11 protein-coding genes are annotated in these 14,631 nt (G+C 68.8%); 4 read left to right on the top strand and 7 right to left on the bottom strand.

Going from position 1 to position 14,631, the window contains the following annotated elements:
• Positions 1 to 92: 92 nt before the first annotated feature.
• Positions 93 to 956 (top strand): alpha/beta fold hydrolase, encoded by an 864-nt coding sequence (locus DL991_RS01685; RefSeq protein ID WP_125780238.1) that lies wholly within the window; start codon positions 93 to 95, stop codon positions 954 to 956.
• Positions 937 to 1,542, top strand: coding sequence for a TetR/AcrR family transcriptional regulator (locus DL991_RS01680; protein WP_125780236.1), 606 nt, complete (start codon positions 937 to 939; stop codon positions 1,540 to 1,542). The genes DL991_RS01685 and DL991_RS01680 overlap by 20 nt, the downstream gene beginning before the upstream one ends.
• A gap of 82 nt (positions 1,543 to 1,624) precedes the next feature.
• On the opposite strand, the gene DL991_RS01675 is transcribed toward DL991_RS01680, so the two are convergent.
• The 5 genes from DL991_RS01675 to DL991_RS01655 all read right to left on the bottom strand — a co-directional run bounded on the left by DL991_RS01675 (position 1,625) and on the right by DL991_RS01655 (position 8,596).
• The gene (locus DL991_RS01675) at positions 1,625 to 2,806 is read right to left on the bottom strand and encodes an ROK family transcriptional regulator (protein WP_125780234.1); all 1,182 of its coding nucleotides are present in this window, start codon (positions 2,804 to 2,806) and stop codon (positions 1,625 to 1,627) included.
• A gap of 11 nt (positions 2,807 to 2,817) precedes the next feature.
• Positions 2,818 to 4,278, bottom strand: coding sequence for a sugar ABC transporter permease (locus tag DL991_RS01670; RefSeq protein WP_125780232.1), 1,461 nt, complete (start codon positions 4,276 to 4,278; stop codon positions 2,818 to 2,820).
• A 23-nt stretch (positions 4,279 to 4,301) separates the two neighbouring features.
• Entirely contained in the window at positions 4,302 to 5,075 is a 774-nt protein-coding gene (locus DL991_RS01665) for an ATP-binding cassette domain-containing protein (protein WP_125780230.1), read from the bottom strand.
• An 89-nt stretch (positions 5,076 to 5,164) separates the two neighbouring features.
• Positions 5,165 to 6,298: a sugar ABC transporter substrate-binding protein gene (locus DL991_RS01660; RefSeq protein ID WP_125780228.1), complete on the bottom strand. Its 1,134-nt coding sequence runs from the start codon at positions 6,296 to 6,298 to the stop codon at positions 5,165 to 5,167.
• Between the two features lie 543 nt (positions 6,299 to 6,841).
• On the bottom strand, positions 6,842 to 8,596 hold the full coding sequence (locus DL991_RS01655) for a DEAD/DEAH box helicase (RefSeq protein WP_125780226.1): 1,755 nt from the start codon (positions 8,594 to 8,596) through the stop codon (positions 6,842 to 6,844).
• A 264-nt stretch (positions 8,597 to 8,860) separates the two neighbouring features.
• Between DL991_RS01655 and DL991_RS01650 the strand changes: the two genes are divergently transcribed.
• Both DL991_RS01650 and DL991_RS01645 read left to right on the top strand, forming a co-directional pair.
• The gene (locus DL991_RS01650; RefSeq protein WP_125780224.1) at positions 8,861 to 9,964 is read left to right on the top strand and encodes a YihY/virulence factor BrkB family protein; all 1,104 of its coding nucleotides are present in this window, start codon (positions 8,861 to 8,863) and stop codon (positions 9,962 to 9,964) included.
• 129 nt (positions 9,965 to 10,093) lie between these two features.
• A complete protein-coding gene (locus tag DL991_RS01645; RefSeq protein ID WP_125780222.1) occupies positions 10,094 to 13,228 on the top strand; it encodes an efflux RND transporter permease subunit in 3,135 nt (1,044 codons plus the stop codon).
• 147 nt (positions 13,229 to 13,375) lie between these two features.
• Here DL991_RS01645 and DL991_RS01640 read toward each other — a convergent pair whose 3' ends face one another.
• Together DL991_RS01640 and DL991_RS01635 are read right to left on the bottom strand one after the other, a co-directional pair.
• Positions 13,376 to 14,212, bottom strand: coding sequence for a hypothetical protein (locus tag DL991_RS01640; protein ID WP_125780220.1), 837 nt, complete (start codon positions 14,210 to 14,212; stop codon positions 13,376 to 13,378).
• 150 nt (positions 14,213 to 14,362) lie between these two features.
• A complete protein-coding gene (locus DL991_RS01635) occupies positions 14,363 to 14,605 on the bottom strand; it encodes a DUF3039 domain-containing protein (RefSeq protein ID WP_199746296.1) in 243 nt (80 codons plus the stop codon).
• Positions 14,606 to 14,631: the final 26 nt, after the last annotated feature.

The following is a 14,631-nucleotide window of genomic DNA, read 5'->3' as shown; positions in this document are numbered from 1 at the left end:
GTTTTGTCTCAGGGGTCCTGGGCGCGGTTCAGGAGCGGCCGCGGCCATCGTGCGGCTTCCAAAAACATACAGACAGCATGTATGTTAGTGCCATGACGACCAGCGACCTCCTCGGCGAGGTGCACGAGGCCGACCTCGGCAGCGCCCGCATCCGCTACCGCGACCGCGGCGAAGGCCCTCCCGTGGTCTTCGTGCACGGCCTGCTCACCAACGGGCTGCTCTGGCGGAAGGTGGCCCCCGCGGTCGCCGACGCCGGCTTCCGCTGCCTGACCCCGGACTGGCCGCTGGGCTCGCACGACATCCCGGTCCCCCAAGCGGACCTGAGCCCGCCCGGGGTCGCCGCGCTCATCGCGCGATTCCTCGAAGTGCTCGACCTGACCGACGCCACCGTGGTCGCGAACGACACGGGCGGCGCGCTCACCCAGCTGCTCATGACCACGAGCCCGGAACGGGTGGGCAGGGTCGTGCTGACCCCGTCGGATTCCTTCGAGCGCTTCCTGCCGCCGATGTTCAAGGGGCTGAGCACGCTGGCGCGCCTGCCCGGCGGCGTCCCGGCGATGATCCAGGCGTTGCGCTGGCGATGGCTGCTGAAGACGACGGACTTCCTCTGGCTGGCCAAACACCCGGTCCCCGGCCATATCCTCGACGCCTACCTGCTGCCCAGCCGCCGTGACCGGGCGATCCGCGAAGACCTCGCGCGATTCCTCGCCGGGGTCGACAACCGGTACACGCTGACCGCCGCCGAGCGGCTGCCCGCCTTCGGGAAACCCGTCCTGCTGGCCTGGGCGCCCGAAGACCGGCACTTCCCGCTGTGGCTGGGCGAGAAGCTCGCCGGGGTCCTGCCGAACGCCGAATTGAAGACGATCGAGGACTCCTACGCCTTCGTGCCGGAGGACCAGCCGGAGCGGCTGAGCGCCGTGATGGTGAAATTCCTGCGTGCCCACGCCACGACGTAGCCAGACCGAACGATCGCGATCGACGCGGACCGCGCTGATCACGGCGGCGCGGACGTTGTTCGCCGAACCGGGTTACGCCGCCGTGCCCGCCGACGAGATCGTCCGCGCGGCAGGCGTCACCCGCGGCGCGCTGTACCACCACTTCGGGGACAAACAGGGCCTGTTCCGCGCCGTGATCGAGCAGATCGAAACGGAGATCACCGAGGAACTCCAGACCGTCCTGCGGGCGACGGAGGATCCCTGGTCGGGGGCGCTCGGAGTGCTGAGCCGGTTCCTGGACCTGTGCCTGCGGCCCGAGGTGGTGCGGATCGCGCTCACGGACGCCGTCTCCGTCCTCGGCTGGCAGGAGTGGCGCGAGCTGGAGAATCGGTACGGCCTGGGCCTGATCACGGAGATCCTGGAAGCCGCCGCCGCGGACGGCCTGCTGATCGAGGCGCCGATCCCGGAGCTGGCGCAACTCGCGCTGAGCGCCTGCGCGGAGGCGGCACTGATGATCGCGCACGCCGAAGACCCCGAAGCGGCGAAGGAGAAAGCCCTGGCCGCCCTGGTGGCCCTGCTGTCCGGCCTCGTGAAGCAGCCCGGCTGATCCTCGGTCACCAGGTGCCAGGAAAGGACCGTTCCTGGCAAATTTCGCAAGGAACGGTCCTTTCCTGGCATTCGCGCAAGGCCTAAACGGTGTCCAGGATCATCTCGAAGGCCGCTTCGGCCGCACCCAGGAGCTTCACGTCGGCACCGAGCGCCGAGCTCACGATCTGCGTCCCGCCCACGGCCCGGCTGACCAGGCTCCGCCGCCGGACCTCGGCCGCCACCGACCGCACCACCGACTCGGGCAGCACGGTGAGCAGGTCACCCAGCACGACCAGCTGCGGGCCGAGCAGGTTGACCACGTTCACCAGGCCGAGCGTCAGCCATTCCGCGAACTCCGAGAGCCGCTCCTCGGCCGCGTGCGGGTCTCGGCCCAATTCGCGGAGTTCGAACATGATCGCCCCACGCGGGGTGTCCTCCGGCAGGTCGAGCGCGCGGCACAGCGCCGCCTCGCCGACCTCGGTCTCCCAGCAGCCGCTGGACCCGCAGTAGCAGGGACGGCCGCCCGGCCGGATCGCCATATGCCCGATCTCGCCGACGTACCCGGCGCCGCCGCGCAGCGACGAACCGTCCGCGATGATCCCTCCCCCGACACCGACGTCGGCGGAGACGTACACGGCGTCGGACGAGCCCCGCGCGGCGCCGCGCAGGTGTTCGGCGATGGCACCCAGTTCGGCGTCGTTGCCGACCAGGATCGGGATACGCAGCACACCGCCCAGCCGTTCCCCGAGCGCCACGTCGGTCCAGCGCAGGTTGGGCGCCTCGTGGACGTACCCGTCCATCCGGCGGACGACGCCGGGCACGGACACCCCCGCGGCGATCGGCTGCACACCGAGGTCGCCTGCCAGCACGGCGGTCGACTCGATCACATGCGTGATCACCTCGCCTGCCTCCCGCATCCGGCCGTGGAGGTTCCAGCTGTTGCGCCCGAGGATCTGGCCACCGAACCCGACCAGCGCGATCGCGACGTGTTCCACCTGGAGGTCGACCGCGAGCACCACCGCCGCGTGCGGCTGCGGCAGGACCAGGAGCGAGGGGCGGCCCGCCCCTCGTCCCGGCCTCGGGACCCGCTCCTCGACGACCCCCGCTTCCGCGAGGCCGTCGACAAGGGTCTTGATGGTGCTGCGGTTGAGCCCCAGCTCGGTGGCCAGGGTCGCCCTGGTGCTCGGGCCGCTGACGTGCAGCAACCGGAGCAAGGTCGTGCGGTTGTGCCTGCGCACCTCGTCTGGTCGTGCAACGGGTGTGCTGGTCACGGGCTTCATCATTCCATGCGGACTCAGCGCGGCGACGCAGCCGCGCGGCGCCGGGACAGCGCGTCCACCGTGGCCGCGAGAAGCAGCACCAAACCGGTGACGATGTTGACCACCGCCGCCGACTGCTTCAGCAGGCCCAGCGCGTTCTCCACGACCGCCAGCACGAGACCACCGATCACCGCGTCGACGACCCGGCCCTTGCCGCCGAACAGCGACGTACCACCGATGACGGCGGCACCGACCGCGAACAGCAGCGTGTTGAGGCCACCAGCCTGCGGGTCGACCGAACCGACCTTCGACGAGTAGACGATCGCGCCGATCGCCGCCACCGCCGAGCAGATGACGAACACCGAAGCGCGGATCTTCTCGACGTTGATACCGGCGCGGCGGGCCGCCTCGCGGTTGCCGCCGACGGCGTAGATGTGGCGGCCGTACTGCGTGCGGTTGAGCACGTAGGTGCCGAGCACCAGCAGGCCGAGCACGATCGGCACGACGTACGGGACGCCGGAGATGACGATGTTCGGGTTCGGCGCGCGGTTCAGCGTCAGCAGATAGGTCGCGATCGCGGCGACCACGCCGATCGCGCCGACCTTGAACAGCACCATCGGCGTCGGCTGGGTGACCAGGCCGCGTTTGAGCCGGGAGAAGTGCTGGCCCAGTGACACCGCGGCGAAACCACCGGCCGCGACCAGGAAGAGGATCCAGCTGCCCATCGTGGACAGGTTGCCGTTGGCGACCTTGAACAACACGTCCGAGGTGCTGATGCCGAGCGTGCCGCCCTCACCGATGAACTGGAGGATGACACCTTGCCAGGCAAGGAAGAGCGCCAGCGTCACGACGAACGAGGGCATCCCGATCTTCGAGACGAGGAACCCGGTGAGGACACCGATCGCGCCACCGACGCTGATCGCGAGCACCATCTCGATCCACGGGTTGGCCGCGGCTCCCGACAGCACCAGCGCGATGGCGAGCACGGCGAATCCGACACCCGCCCAGATCCGCAGGATCACGCCGAGCAGCGCGGCGATCGCGAGCACCACGAGGAACGCGATGAACACGCCGTTCCCCATGCCGCCCAACAGGTTGCCGTTACGCACGTAATGCATCGCGAGGACGGCGGCGGTGACGCCGGACGCGGTGCCCGCGGACAGGTCGATCTCACCGAGCAGCAGGACGAACACGATGCCCATCGCGATGATCGCCTTGCCGGCGCCCTGTGCCATCAGGTTCGCGATGTTGTTCATCGTCAGGAAGGTGTCCGACAGCGAGGCGAACACGATCACCAGCACGAGCAGGCCGAGCAGCGCCGGGAGGGAACCCAGCTGCCCCGCCTTGAGCCGGGAGAAGTAGTCACCGACCGCCTCGCGCGTTGACATCGATGTCGTGTCGATGCCGAAATCCGTGATGGCCGCCGACGGGTTGAGCGCGGCGGCCGACGGCTTGCCCCCCTCCGGCGAGGCGGGCTTTGCGGGTGTCTCAGTCATTTCCGGTTCTTTCTCGCCTGGTTCTAGAGGACGACGGCTTCGGGGCGGGCAAGGCCGAGGTCGCCGGATCGGCCGGCGGTGATCAGTTCCACGACCTGGCCGTGGGTGACGTCCTTGGTGTGCACCTCGGCGACGAGACGGCCGAGGTAGAGCACCGCGATACGGTCGGCGACCTCGAAGACGTCGGCCATGTTGTGGCTGATCAGCACCACACCCAGGCCCTGCTCCGCGAGGCGGCGGACGAGGTCGAGCACCTGACGGGTCTGCGCGACACCGAGCGCGGCGGTCGGCTCGTCGAGCAGCACCACCTTCGAGTCCCACAGCACGGATTTGGCGATCGCGACGGTCTGCCGCTGCCCACCCGAGAGGGCCGAAACGGGCGTGCGGACGGACTTCACGGTGCGGACCGAAAGCGAGGCGAGCGTCTCGCGGGCGGCCTTCTCCATGCTGGCCTCGTCGAGCAGCCATTTGCTGCCGCGTTCCCGGCCGAGGAACATGTTCTGCACGATGTCGAGGTTCTCGGCGAGGGCGAGGTCCTGGTAGACGACCTCGATTCCCAGATCCGCGGCGTCACGCGGGCCGTGGATGTTCACCGGTTCGCCCTGGAACTTCACCGTGCCCGAGTCGTAGCCGTGGATCCCGGCGATCGACTTGACCAAAGTGGACTTTCCGGCACCGTTGTCGCCGACCAGCGCGGTGACCTCGCCTGCCCGCACGTTGAAGTCCACGTCGTGGAGGACGTGGACCGGCCCGAAGCTCTTGTTCAGCTGCTTCAGTTCGAGGCTGGGTTCGCTCATGGGGGTTCTCGAATTCTCCCGGCTGGAGACCGGGCCGGGGCGCTTGTCTGGCGAGAAGCGCCCCGGCCCGGTTGTCTGGATTTAACGGGTCAGGAGATACCGAGCTGCGTGCACGCCGCGGCCAGGTCGCCGCCGCAGATCTCGGCCGCCTTGACGTAGCCCTGCGTCACGACCTCCTTGACACCGTCCTTGGTGGTCATCTTCGGCTCGAGGAGCACGGACTTGACCTCCCGGTTGCCCTTCGGGTCCTTCGCCTTGCCGGTGGCCAGCGCGTCGGCGCCCGCCTTGTCACCCTTGGCCAGCAGCACGGCGAGCTTCGCCGCGGCTTCGGCCTCTTCCTTGATCGGCTTGAACACGGTCATGTACTGGTCGCCGCGCAGGATCGCCATGAGGCCGTCCGCGGTGGCGTCCTGGCCGGTGACCGGGACCTTGCCGTTGAGGCCGTTCTTCTTCAGCACGGTGATGACCGCGCCGGCGAGACCGTCGTTCGCGGCGACGACGCCGTCGACCCTGCCCTTGTTGTCGGTCAGGATCTGCTCGAAGGTCTGGCCGCCCTTCTGGTTGTCCCAGTTGTCGATGGCCTGTTCCCGCACGAGCTTCAGGTCGCCGGCGGCGAACTTCGGCTGCAGCACGGACTTCTGGCCGTTGGCGAACAGCGTCGCGTTGTTGTCGGTCGGGGCACCCTCGATCATGACGACCTCGGCGCCCTTCTTGTCCTTCAGCGCGTCGGCGAGTCCCTGGCCCTGCAGCTGGCCGACCTTCTCGTTGTCGAACGAGACGTAGTAGTCGGAGCTGCCGCCGAGGTTCAGGCGGTCGTAGTCGATCGTCGGGATACCCGCGGCCTGCGCCTTGCGGGCGACCGCCGAGCCGACCTCGCCGTTGATGGCGGCGATGATCAGGACCTTGACGTTCTGCGCGATCATGCCGTCGGCCAGCGTGGTGAACTTCTGGACGTCACCCTGGGCGTTCTGGACGTCGGCGTCGAAGCCCGCGTCCTTGAGCGCCTTGGTCAGGAACGGCTTGTCGAAGGACTCCCAGCGCGCGGAGGTGGCGGTCTCCGGCAGGATGACGCCGACCTTGCCGCCCGCGGCGGCACCGCCGGGGGCGGGCGCGGACTGCGAGGAGTTGCCGCTGCCCGAGTCGGCGCTGTTGGCGCCGCAGGCGGAAAGCACCAGGCCGGCGCCCACCGTCGCGGCGAGGAGGGTAAGGGTTCTGCTGCGCATCCTCGTTCCTTCTCCGATCTTGCTCGCGGGCGGCGATCCTGGAGGACCGGTCGCACCATCGCGCATATGTTGTGGGCGACAACATATGCCGCCGAATGTGTCCCGGGGAAGACGGCTGAATCGATTAAGCCTCATCAAATGGACACGGTTTGGCAACGTGGCCGTAGCAAGCCGTACGAAGTCCGGGTTCGCTGACGGTGTGACCGCCACCACTCACTCACCGTGACGGCAGCAGCGGCAGCGGCGCGCTGACCGGCGCCTTCGCTGGACCGAGCCGGGGGTCTCGCGTGCTTGGACGGCCGACTCGCGTGATCCAACGGCCGACTCGCGTGACTGGATGGCCGACACGCGAGTCGGCCGCCCACTCACGCGAGTCGGCCGTCCAAGCACGTGTGTCGTCCGTTGGATCACGTGTGTCGTCCGAGCAGGCAGTGGTACCTCGGACTCTCACGACGCCGCTTCCGCGTGCCCAATGCAATGAAGGGGCCTTTCATAGCAAATTTTGCTAGGAAAGGCCCCTTCATTGCACGGGGTGGGGAGCGGTCACCAGGAACGCAGGGTGACGATCCGCTCTTCGAGCTGTTCGACCGAAGCCATCGCGGTCGGCGGTCCACCGCAGACGCGGCGCAGTTCGTTGTGGATCGCGCCGTGCGGCTTCTTTGTCCGGTGGTGGTGCACGCCCACCAGCGCGTTCAGCTCCTTGCGGAGGCTGCCGAGCCGCTCGCTGACCGACTGCGGCCGTGCGACCGGGGCGGCTTCCTCGGCCTTCGGCTTGCGCCGTTTCTCGTCGGAGAGCTGCTCCTCCTGCCGCTTCCGCAGCAGGGCGCGGACCTGGTCCGGCTCCAGCAGTCCCGGCAGGCCGAGGTACTCCTGCTCCTCGTCGGAACCGGAGAACACCGCGGTGCCGAAGGAGTTGCCGTCGTAGATGACCTGGTCGAGCTCGGCGGAGGCGCCCAGCGAGGTGAACGCCTTCTCCTCCTCGCCCGGCTCGTCCTCGGTGCGGTTGGCCTGGGCCAGGAGTTCGTCCTCCCAGCCCTCCTTCTCGCGGTGCGGCTTGCCGAGGACGTGGTCGCGCTGGGCTTCCAGCTCGCTGGCCAGTTCCAGCAGCACCGGCACACTCGGCAGGAAGACCGAAGCCGTCTCGCCGGGTTTGCGGGAACGCACGTACCGGCCGATCGCCTGCGCGAAGAACAGCGGGGTCGACGCGCTGGTGGCGTAGACGCCGACGGCGAGACGCGGGACGTCGACGCCCTCGGACACCATCCGGACAGCGACCAGCCAGCGGTCGGTCGAATCGGAGAACTCCTTGATCCGCCCGGACGCCTTGGGGTCGTCGGAGAGGACGACCGTCGGGGTCTGGCCGGAGAGGCGCTCCAGGATCTTGGCGTAGGCGCGCGCCGAATCCTGGTCGGTGGCGATCACCAGACCGCCCGCGTCCGGGATGCCGTTGGCGCGAAGCTGCGCGAGACGTGTGTCCGCGGCCTGCAGCACCGACGGGATCCACTCGCCAGCCGGGTCGAGCGCCGTGCGCCAGGCCCGCGCGTTCTGCTCGGCCGTCAGCGGCTCGCCGAGCCGCGCGGTGAACTCCTCCCCCGCGCTCGTGCGCCAGGAGGCCTCACCCGAGTAGGCAAGGAAGACGACCGGCCGGACGACGCCGTCGGCGAGCGCGTCGGCGTAGCCGTAGGAATGGTCGGCCTTGCTGCGCTGGAAACCCGAGCCGTCGGGCTCGTAGGTGACGAACGGGATCTGCGAGTCGTCGCTGCGGAACGGCGTCCCGGTCAGCGCCAGACGGCGGACGGCGGGCGTGAACGCCTCTCGGACCGCGTCGCCCCAGGACTTCGCGTCACCGCCGTGGTGGATCTCGTCGAGGATGACCAGGGTCTTGCGGTTCTCGGTGCGCACGCGGTGCAGCGTCGGATGCGCCGCGACCTGCGCGTAGGTCACCGCGACACCTTGGTAGTCCCGCGAGGTGACGCCGGTGCCGTTGCGGAAGTTCGAGTCGATCGCGATCCCCGCGGCCGCGGCCGAGGCCGCCCACTGGTGCTTCAGGTGCTCCGTCGGGGCGACGATGGTGATCTTCTCGACGGTCCGGTCGCTCAGCAGCTCGGCCGCGATCCGGAGACCGAACACCGTCTTCCCCGCGCCCGGCGTCGCGACGGCCAGGAAGTCCTTCGGTTTCTTCGTCAGGTACTTCGTCAGCGCTCGCCGCTGCCAGGCACGCAGCGGCCGGGCGGTGCTGTCCTTCGCCGCGGGAGGCGCGCCCAGCTCGCCCCGATCGCGTTCAACCGTTTCCGCCATGCCGGCCCCCTCCTCCCACACCCGAAAACACCTGGTCATCCGCCCTGTCACAAGCGAAAACCCCCACTTGGGTATCCGGCTGCGACGCCGGCGCCTGACGTGAGGGCACTCCGAAGAGACTACCTGCCGCGCCCATGGAACGCCGGAAGCGCCACCCCCGTTGTCGGGTTACTCACCCGAAAACCCAGGGGTGACGAGCCGAATGCCGCAGCATGGACCATGCTGGACACCGTCAAGGGCGCTCGGCGCCGGCGGAGGAGCTGCATGAGCGAGGAGAACGGCCGTCCGGATACGGCCGCCGAGGTCGCGAAGGGCCGCAGGGGTCCGTTGCGCCTGCTCAGCCGCACGCTCAGCAAGGCGTGGGACGGCAACATCTTCTCCGAGGCCGCCGAAGCCGCGTTCTGGCAGACGCTGTCACTGCCGCCGTTGCTGCTGGGTCTTCTCGGTTGCCTCGGTTTCGTCGGCGACTGGTTCGGCCAGGAGGTCGTGACCGCCGTCCACGACCGGATCATCACCTTCAGCAAGACGATCTTCAGCGACAACGCCGTCCAAGACATCATCGAGCCGACGGTCAACAGCATCCTGTTCGTCGGCAAGGGCGAGATCGTCTCGGTCGGTTTCCTGATCTCGCTCTGGGCTGGTTCGTCGGCGATGTCGTCGTTCGTCGACGCGATCACCGTGGCGCACGACCAGTACGGCGTCCGCAACGACGTGTGGCAGCGGATCTTCGCGCTCCTGCTGTACCTGGCCGGGCTGGTGATCCTGGTGGTCGGGCTGCCGCTGCTGGCGATCGGGCCGGACCTGCTCCCCCAGTTCTTCCCCACCGACTGGCGCGACACGGTGTCCTACTGGGTCGGCACGCTGTACTACCCGGTCCTCGGGGGCATGATCGTGCTGGCGCTCACCACGCTCTACAAGCTCGCACTGCCGCGACGGCTGCCGTGGCATCGCGGCCTGCCGGGCGCGATGCTCGCCATGATCGTGTTCCTGCTCTCCAGTGTGGGCCTGCGGATCTACCTGAACTGGATCACCAAGACCGGCTACACCTACGGCGCGCTCGCCGCGCCGATCGCGTTCCTGTTGCTGATGTTCTTCATCGGGCTCGCGGTCGTCTTCGGCGCGTACTTCAACAGCGCGATCCAGGAACTGTGGCCCGCCAAGGCGACGAAACGCCAGCGCCGGAAATGGCGGCGGCTGGAAATGGAACGCGCCAGCGAACGGATCCGCGCCGAAGAGGGCCGCAAACTGTGGGAACGGACGACCGTCCCGCTGCGCCGTCCCCGCCAGAACGACGAGAGCGAACCGGAACGATCCGTGAACGCAGAAACGCAGAGCGAAGCCGATCAGGTGACAGAACGGCGAAGTTGAGCGCGGTCGGGGTAAACCTCCTCCCGAAGTCGTACTCCGGTTCCACCCGTGGTGTGAATCCAGTCCACCCCCCGCCATGAAAAGCTCGCGGTAACCCGCCCGTCCGAGCTATTCCTGGGGGATACCGCCATGTCCACGCTGGCCAGACTGAGCCTGCGCAACCGAAGTCTCATCGGGCTGCTCGCCCTGGTGGTGATCGGCTTCGGCGCCTTCGCCCTGCCGCAGCTGAAGCAGCAGCTGTTCCCGTCACTGCAGTTCCCGCAGGCGCAGGTCATCACGCCGTACGCGGGCGCGTCGCCGGACGCGGTCGACCGTCAGGTCACCGAGCCGCTCGAAGGCGGCCTGCAGGGTTTGAAGGGGCTCGAAGAGCTGAGCTCGACGTCGTCGGAGGGACTGTCGCGGATCACCGCGCAGTTCGAGTTCGGCACGGACATCGACGCGGCCGTCGGGCAGATCCAGCGTGTCGTCGACGGGCTCAAGACACGGCTGCCGCAGAACAGCGAGCCGTCGGTGTCGGCCGGGTCCACCGACGATCTCCCGGTCGTGCTGCTCGCCGCCGGGACCACCGGCGACCCGCAGGCGCTCGCGCCCGCGCTGACCGGGGAGGTCGCGCCGGAACTGCGCAAGATCGACGGCGTCCGCGAGGTCGACGTGACCGGCGCCCGGCAGCCGCGGGTCACCATCGCACTGGACTACGCGAAGCTGGCCGCCGCGGGTGTCGACCCGTCGTCGATCGCCACCACGCTGCAGACCGCCGGTGCCGCCGTCCCGGCCGGGACGCTGACCGAAGGCGACAAGACGCTCACCGTCCAGGTCGGCGGCGGACCGACCACAGTGGACACGATCAAGAACCTTTATCTGACACCGGCGGCGACGCCGTCATCGCGCCCCGGCGCGCAGGGCGCCAAGCCGGTGAAGCTCGGTGACGTCGCCGACATCCAGGCCGGATTCGCGCCGCCGACGTCGATCACCCGCACCAACGGCAAGCCGAGCCTCGGCCTCTCGATCACCATGGTGGAGAACGGGAACGCGGTCGCGATCTCGGAATCGGTGCGGGACAAGCTGCCCGAACTGTCGAAGAAGATCGGCGCCGAGATGAGCGTCGTGTTCGACCAGGGCACCCCGGTCAAGGACGCGATCAGTGGACTGACCACCGAAGGCCTGCTGGGGCTGGCGTTCGCGGTCGTGGTGATCCTGCTGTTCCTGCTGTCGCTGCGGTCCACGCTCGTGACGGCGGTGTCGATCCCGCTTTCGGTGGTCGTGGCGCTGCTGGCGCTGTGGACCGGCGATCTGTCGCTGAACCTGCTCACCCTCGGCGCGCTCACCATCGCCATCGGGCGGGTGGTCGACGACTCGATCGTGGTGCTGGAGAACATCAAACGACATCTGGCGTACGGCGAGGAGAAGGAACGCGCGGTCCTCGACGGCGTGCGCGAGGTGGCGGGCGCGGTGACCTCGTCCACCCTCACCACGGTCGCGGTGTTCCTGCCGATCGCCTTCGTTGGCGGGTTCGTCGGCGAACTGTTCTCTCCGTTCGCGATCACGGTCACCGTGGCGCTGCTCGCGTCGCTGCTGGTCTCGCTGACGATCGTGCCGGTGCTGGCGTACTGGTTCCTCAAGCCGCCGAAGACCCCCGCGAACGAGCGCGAAGCCGAGCTCACGCGTCAGGCCGCCGAGGACAAGGAACGCCGCGGGCTGCTGCAGCGCGGGTACGTTCCGGTGATCCGGTTCGCCACCCGGCGCCGCGTCACCGTGGTGCTGCTGGCGCTGATCATCTTCGGTGGCACGGTCGGGCTGGCGTCGCAGCTGAACACCAACTTCCTCGACCAGTCCGGCTCGACGACGCTGAGCCTTTCGCAGAAGCTGCCGCCCGGCACCAGTTCCGAGGCCAAGGAGAAGGCGGCCGGCGCGGTGGAGCAGGCGCTCGCCGCCGAACCCGCCGTCGAGACCTACCAGGTGAGCATCGGCGGGGGCGGCTTCTTCGGCGGCGGCGGGACGGCGACCAACATCCAGGTCACCGTCGCCAAGGACACCGACCTCGACGCGCTCTCGGAGCGGTTGCGGGGCAAGCTCGACAAGCCGGAGCTCGGCGAGGTCAAGATCGGCGCGGAAGCGGGCGGGTTCAACTCGGACCAGGTCTCGATCACCGTCACCGCACCGGACGAGGCGGCGCTGAAGCCCGCCGCCGAGCAGGTCCGCCAGGCCCTGTCCGGAGTGCCGGACCTGACCGAGGTGACCAGTGACCTCGCACAGGGTTCGCCCCGGGTGCAGGTCGAGGTCGACGCCGCCAAGGCCGCCGCGAGCGGGCTTTCGGCGACCACGATCGGCCAGATCGCGAACCAGGCCATCGCCGGCCGCACGGTGACCCAGTTGCCGGTGGACGGTCAGCGCACGGACATCGTGCTGCGCGCGGGCACGGCCCCGGTGTCGGTCGACGCGGTCAAGGCGCTGCCGATCCCGAGCGCGGCCGGCGTCGTCCGGCTGGACTCGGTCGCCAACGTGTCCACAGTGGACGGACCGGCGGCGGTGCACCGCACCTCCGGCGAGCTGAGCACCACGGTCACCGCCAAGAACACCGGCGCGGACCTGGCCGCCACCACGAAGGCCATCCAGTCCAAGTTGGACGGGCTGACCTTCACCGGCGGCGCGGCGTACAAGCTCGGCGGCGTCAGCGAGGACCAGCAGGAGGCCTTCGGGAACCTGTTCCTCGCACTGCTGGCCGCGATCGCGATCGTGTACCTGATCATGGTGGCGACGTTCCGCAGCCTGCTCCAGCCGCTGATCCTGCTGGTGTCGATCCCGTTCGCGGCGACCGGCGCGATCGGGCTGCTGCTGGCCACCGGAACCGCGCTGGGCCTGCCCGCGCTGATCGGGATGCTGATGCTCGTCGGCATCGTGGTGACCAACGCGATCGTGCTGATCGACCTGATCAACCAGTACCGGGCTTCGGGGATGAGCGTCGCCGACGCCGTCGTCGAAGGCGGCAGGCGACGGCTGCGGCCGATCCTGATGACCGCGGCGGCGACCATCTTCGCGCTGGTCCCGATGGCGCTCGGGCTGACCGGCCAGGGCGGGTTCATCGGCCAGCCACTGGCGATCGTGGTCATCGGCGGCCTGGTCAGCTCGACCCTGCTGACGCTGATCCTGGTGCCGACGCTCTACACGATGGTCGAGACCCGGAAAGAGAAGCGCCGCGCCAAGAAAAACACCCGGCGGTCTTCGGCCCCGGCCACCGAGACGCTGACACCCGAGCCGACCGCGTAGACCTGGGGGACGGAAGGCACGCCGGGGCCGGGTGGGCGCCCGGCGTGCCTTCCACTCGCGTGATTGGAGCCGTAACTCGCGTGATTGGACCAGTTACGCCTTCAATCACGTGAGTTACGCCTGCAATCACGCGAGTTCCGCGTCTGATCACGCCTTCCGGAACCGCCAAGTCTTGCTGTCGAACGCCACGCACCACGACGGCGACAGCATGATGACCCGCAGGGTTCCGTCGGCGGCGACGTCGATGCCCTCGGTTTCGAAATTCCCGCTGCACGTGCTCTTCAGGGGCAGCTGCCCCAGCGAGGTCACCCGCCCGGTCACGTCCGAACCGGACAGCGCGCCGGAAAGATCCACCTGCAGCAGCGGCTTCGTGGTCCCGAAGAGCGAGCCCTCGGGATCGTCGGACGCGCACAGCAGCCGGGTCGCGGTGACGAAGTCGCAGCCCTGGATGTCCCGCACCGGCTTGTCGAGCCGGATCGCGGACGCGTACGGCAGGTTCGCCGACGGATTCGTGTGCGCGACGCCGGGCATCGGGTGCACGAGGAGCCGGTCCATCGTGCCCCACTCACCGGCCACCATCCAGCGGGCGTCGGGGGTCACGGCGGCGAACGAGTTGTTGTTCGCTTCCCACGACTCCAGCGTGTGCGTGTAGTTCGCCCACGTCCCGTTGGGCGACTCGACGCGGAAGAGCTTCGCGCCCCTGTCGTCGCGCTGGTACGGCTCGACGTACCAGCCCTGCGCGGAGCCCGGATCACCGACGTGGTTCCAGCCCTGCGACGACAGGTTCACCGGAACCGTCGCGATCCCGGTGTAGCGGTAGATGGTCCCGGACGGCCGTTCGATGGTGGCCAGGCCCTGGCCCTCGTCGAGCGGCCGGGCGTTGTCCGAGCCGACCGTGGTCCAGCCTGTGACGGCTTGGGCGGCGGCGGGTGAGAACACCGCGACCAACGCGGCGATGGCGAGCACGATCCCGGTTCTACGCATGAAGGCTCCGTCCCGGCGGGTTTTCGCTGGCGGTAATGAATTACCAGCGAAAACCGGGACGGGCAGCCACCATGTGAAGGATTTTCAGATTTTGTCCGGTTTCGGACACGGCACGCGGAAGACACCGGACGCGGTGTCACCGGCAGCCGGTCAGTCGCCCGGCTTGAGACCGTCGTAGATCTTCTTGCAGTCCGGGCAGACCGGCGAACCGGGCTTCGCCGACTTCGTCACCGGGAAGACCTCGCCGCACAGCGCCACCACGTGCGTGCCCATGACCGCGCTTTCGGCGATCTTGTTCTTGCGCACGTAGTGGAACATCTTCGGCGCGTCGTCGTCGGTGCTGTCGGTGCCCTCGGGACGGGTATCCGGCTTCGGAAGGGTCTGTGTACTCACCCCTCCATAATGCCCCAAATCCTCCT

This window comes from Amycolatopsis sp. WAC 01375, from assembly GCF_003947325.1.
Lineage (GTDB): Bacteria > Actinomycetota > Actinomycetes > Mycobacteriales > Pseudonocardiaceae > Amycolatopsis.
The sequence above is the reverse complement of the archived record's forward strand: the minus strand, read 5'-3'. Positions and strand labels throughout refer to the sequence as shown.

Coding starts and splice junctions, on each gene's coding strand:
- DL991_RS01650 (WP_125780224.1), top strand. CDS start 8,861: ATGAGCGAGGAGAACGGCCGTCCGGATACGGCCGCCGAGGTCGCGAAG.
- DL991_RS01665 (WP_125780230.1), bottom strand. CDS start 5,075: ATGAGCGAACCCAGCCTCGAACTGAAGCAGCTGAACAAGAGCTTCGGG.
- DL991_RS01645 (WP_125780222.1), top strand. CDS start 10,094: ATGTCCACGCTGGCCAGACTGAGCCTGCGCAACCGAAGTCTCATCGGG.
- DL991_RS01670 (WP_125780232.1), bottom strand. CDS start 4,278: ATGACTGAGACACCCGCAAAGCCCGCCTCGCCGGAGGGGGGCAAGCCG.
- DL991_RS01655 (WP_125780226.1), bottom strand. CDS start 8,596: ATGGCGGAAACGGTTGAACGCGATCGGGGCGAGCTGGGCGCGCCTCCC.
- DL991_RS01660 (WP_125780228.1), bottom strand. CDS start 6,298: ATGCGCAGCAGAACCCTTACCCTCCTCGCCGCGACGGTGGGCGCCGGC.
- DL991_RS01675 (WP_125780234.1), bottom strand. CDS start 2,806: ATGATGAAGCCCGTGACCAGCACACCCGTTGCACGACCAGACGAGGTG.
- DL991_RS01685 (WP_125780238.1), top strand. CDS start 93: ATGACGACCAGCGACCTCCTCGGCGAGGTGCACGAGGCCGACCTCGGC.
- DL991_RS01640 (WP_125780220.1), bottom strand. CDS start 14,212: ATGCGTAGAACCGGGATCGTGCTCGCCATCGCCGCGTTGGTCGCGGTG.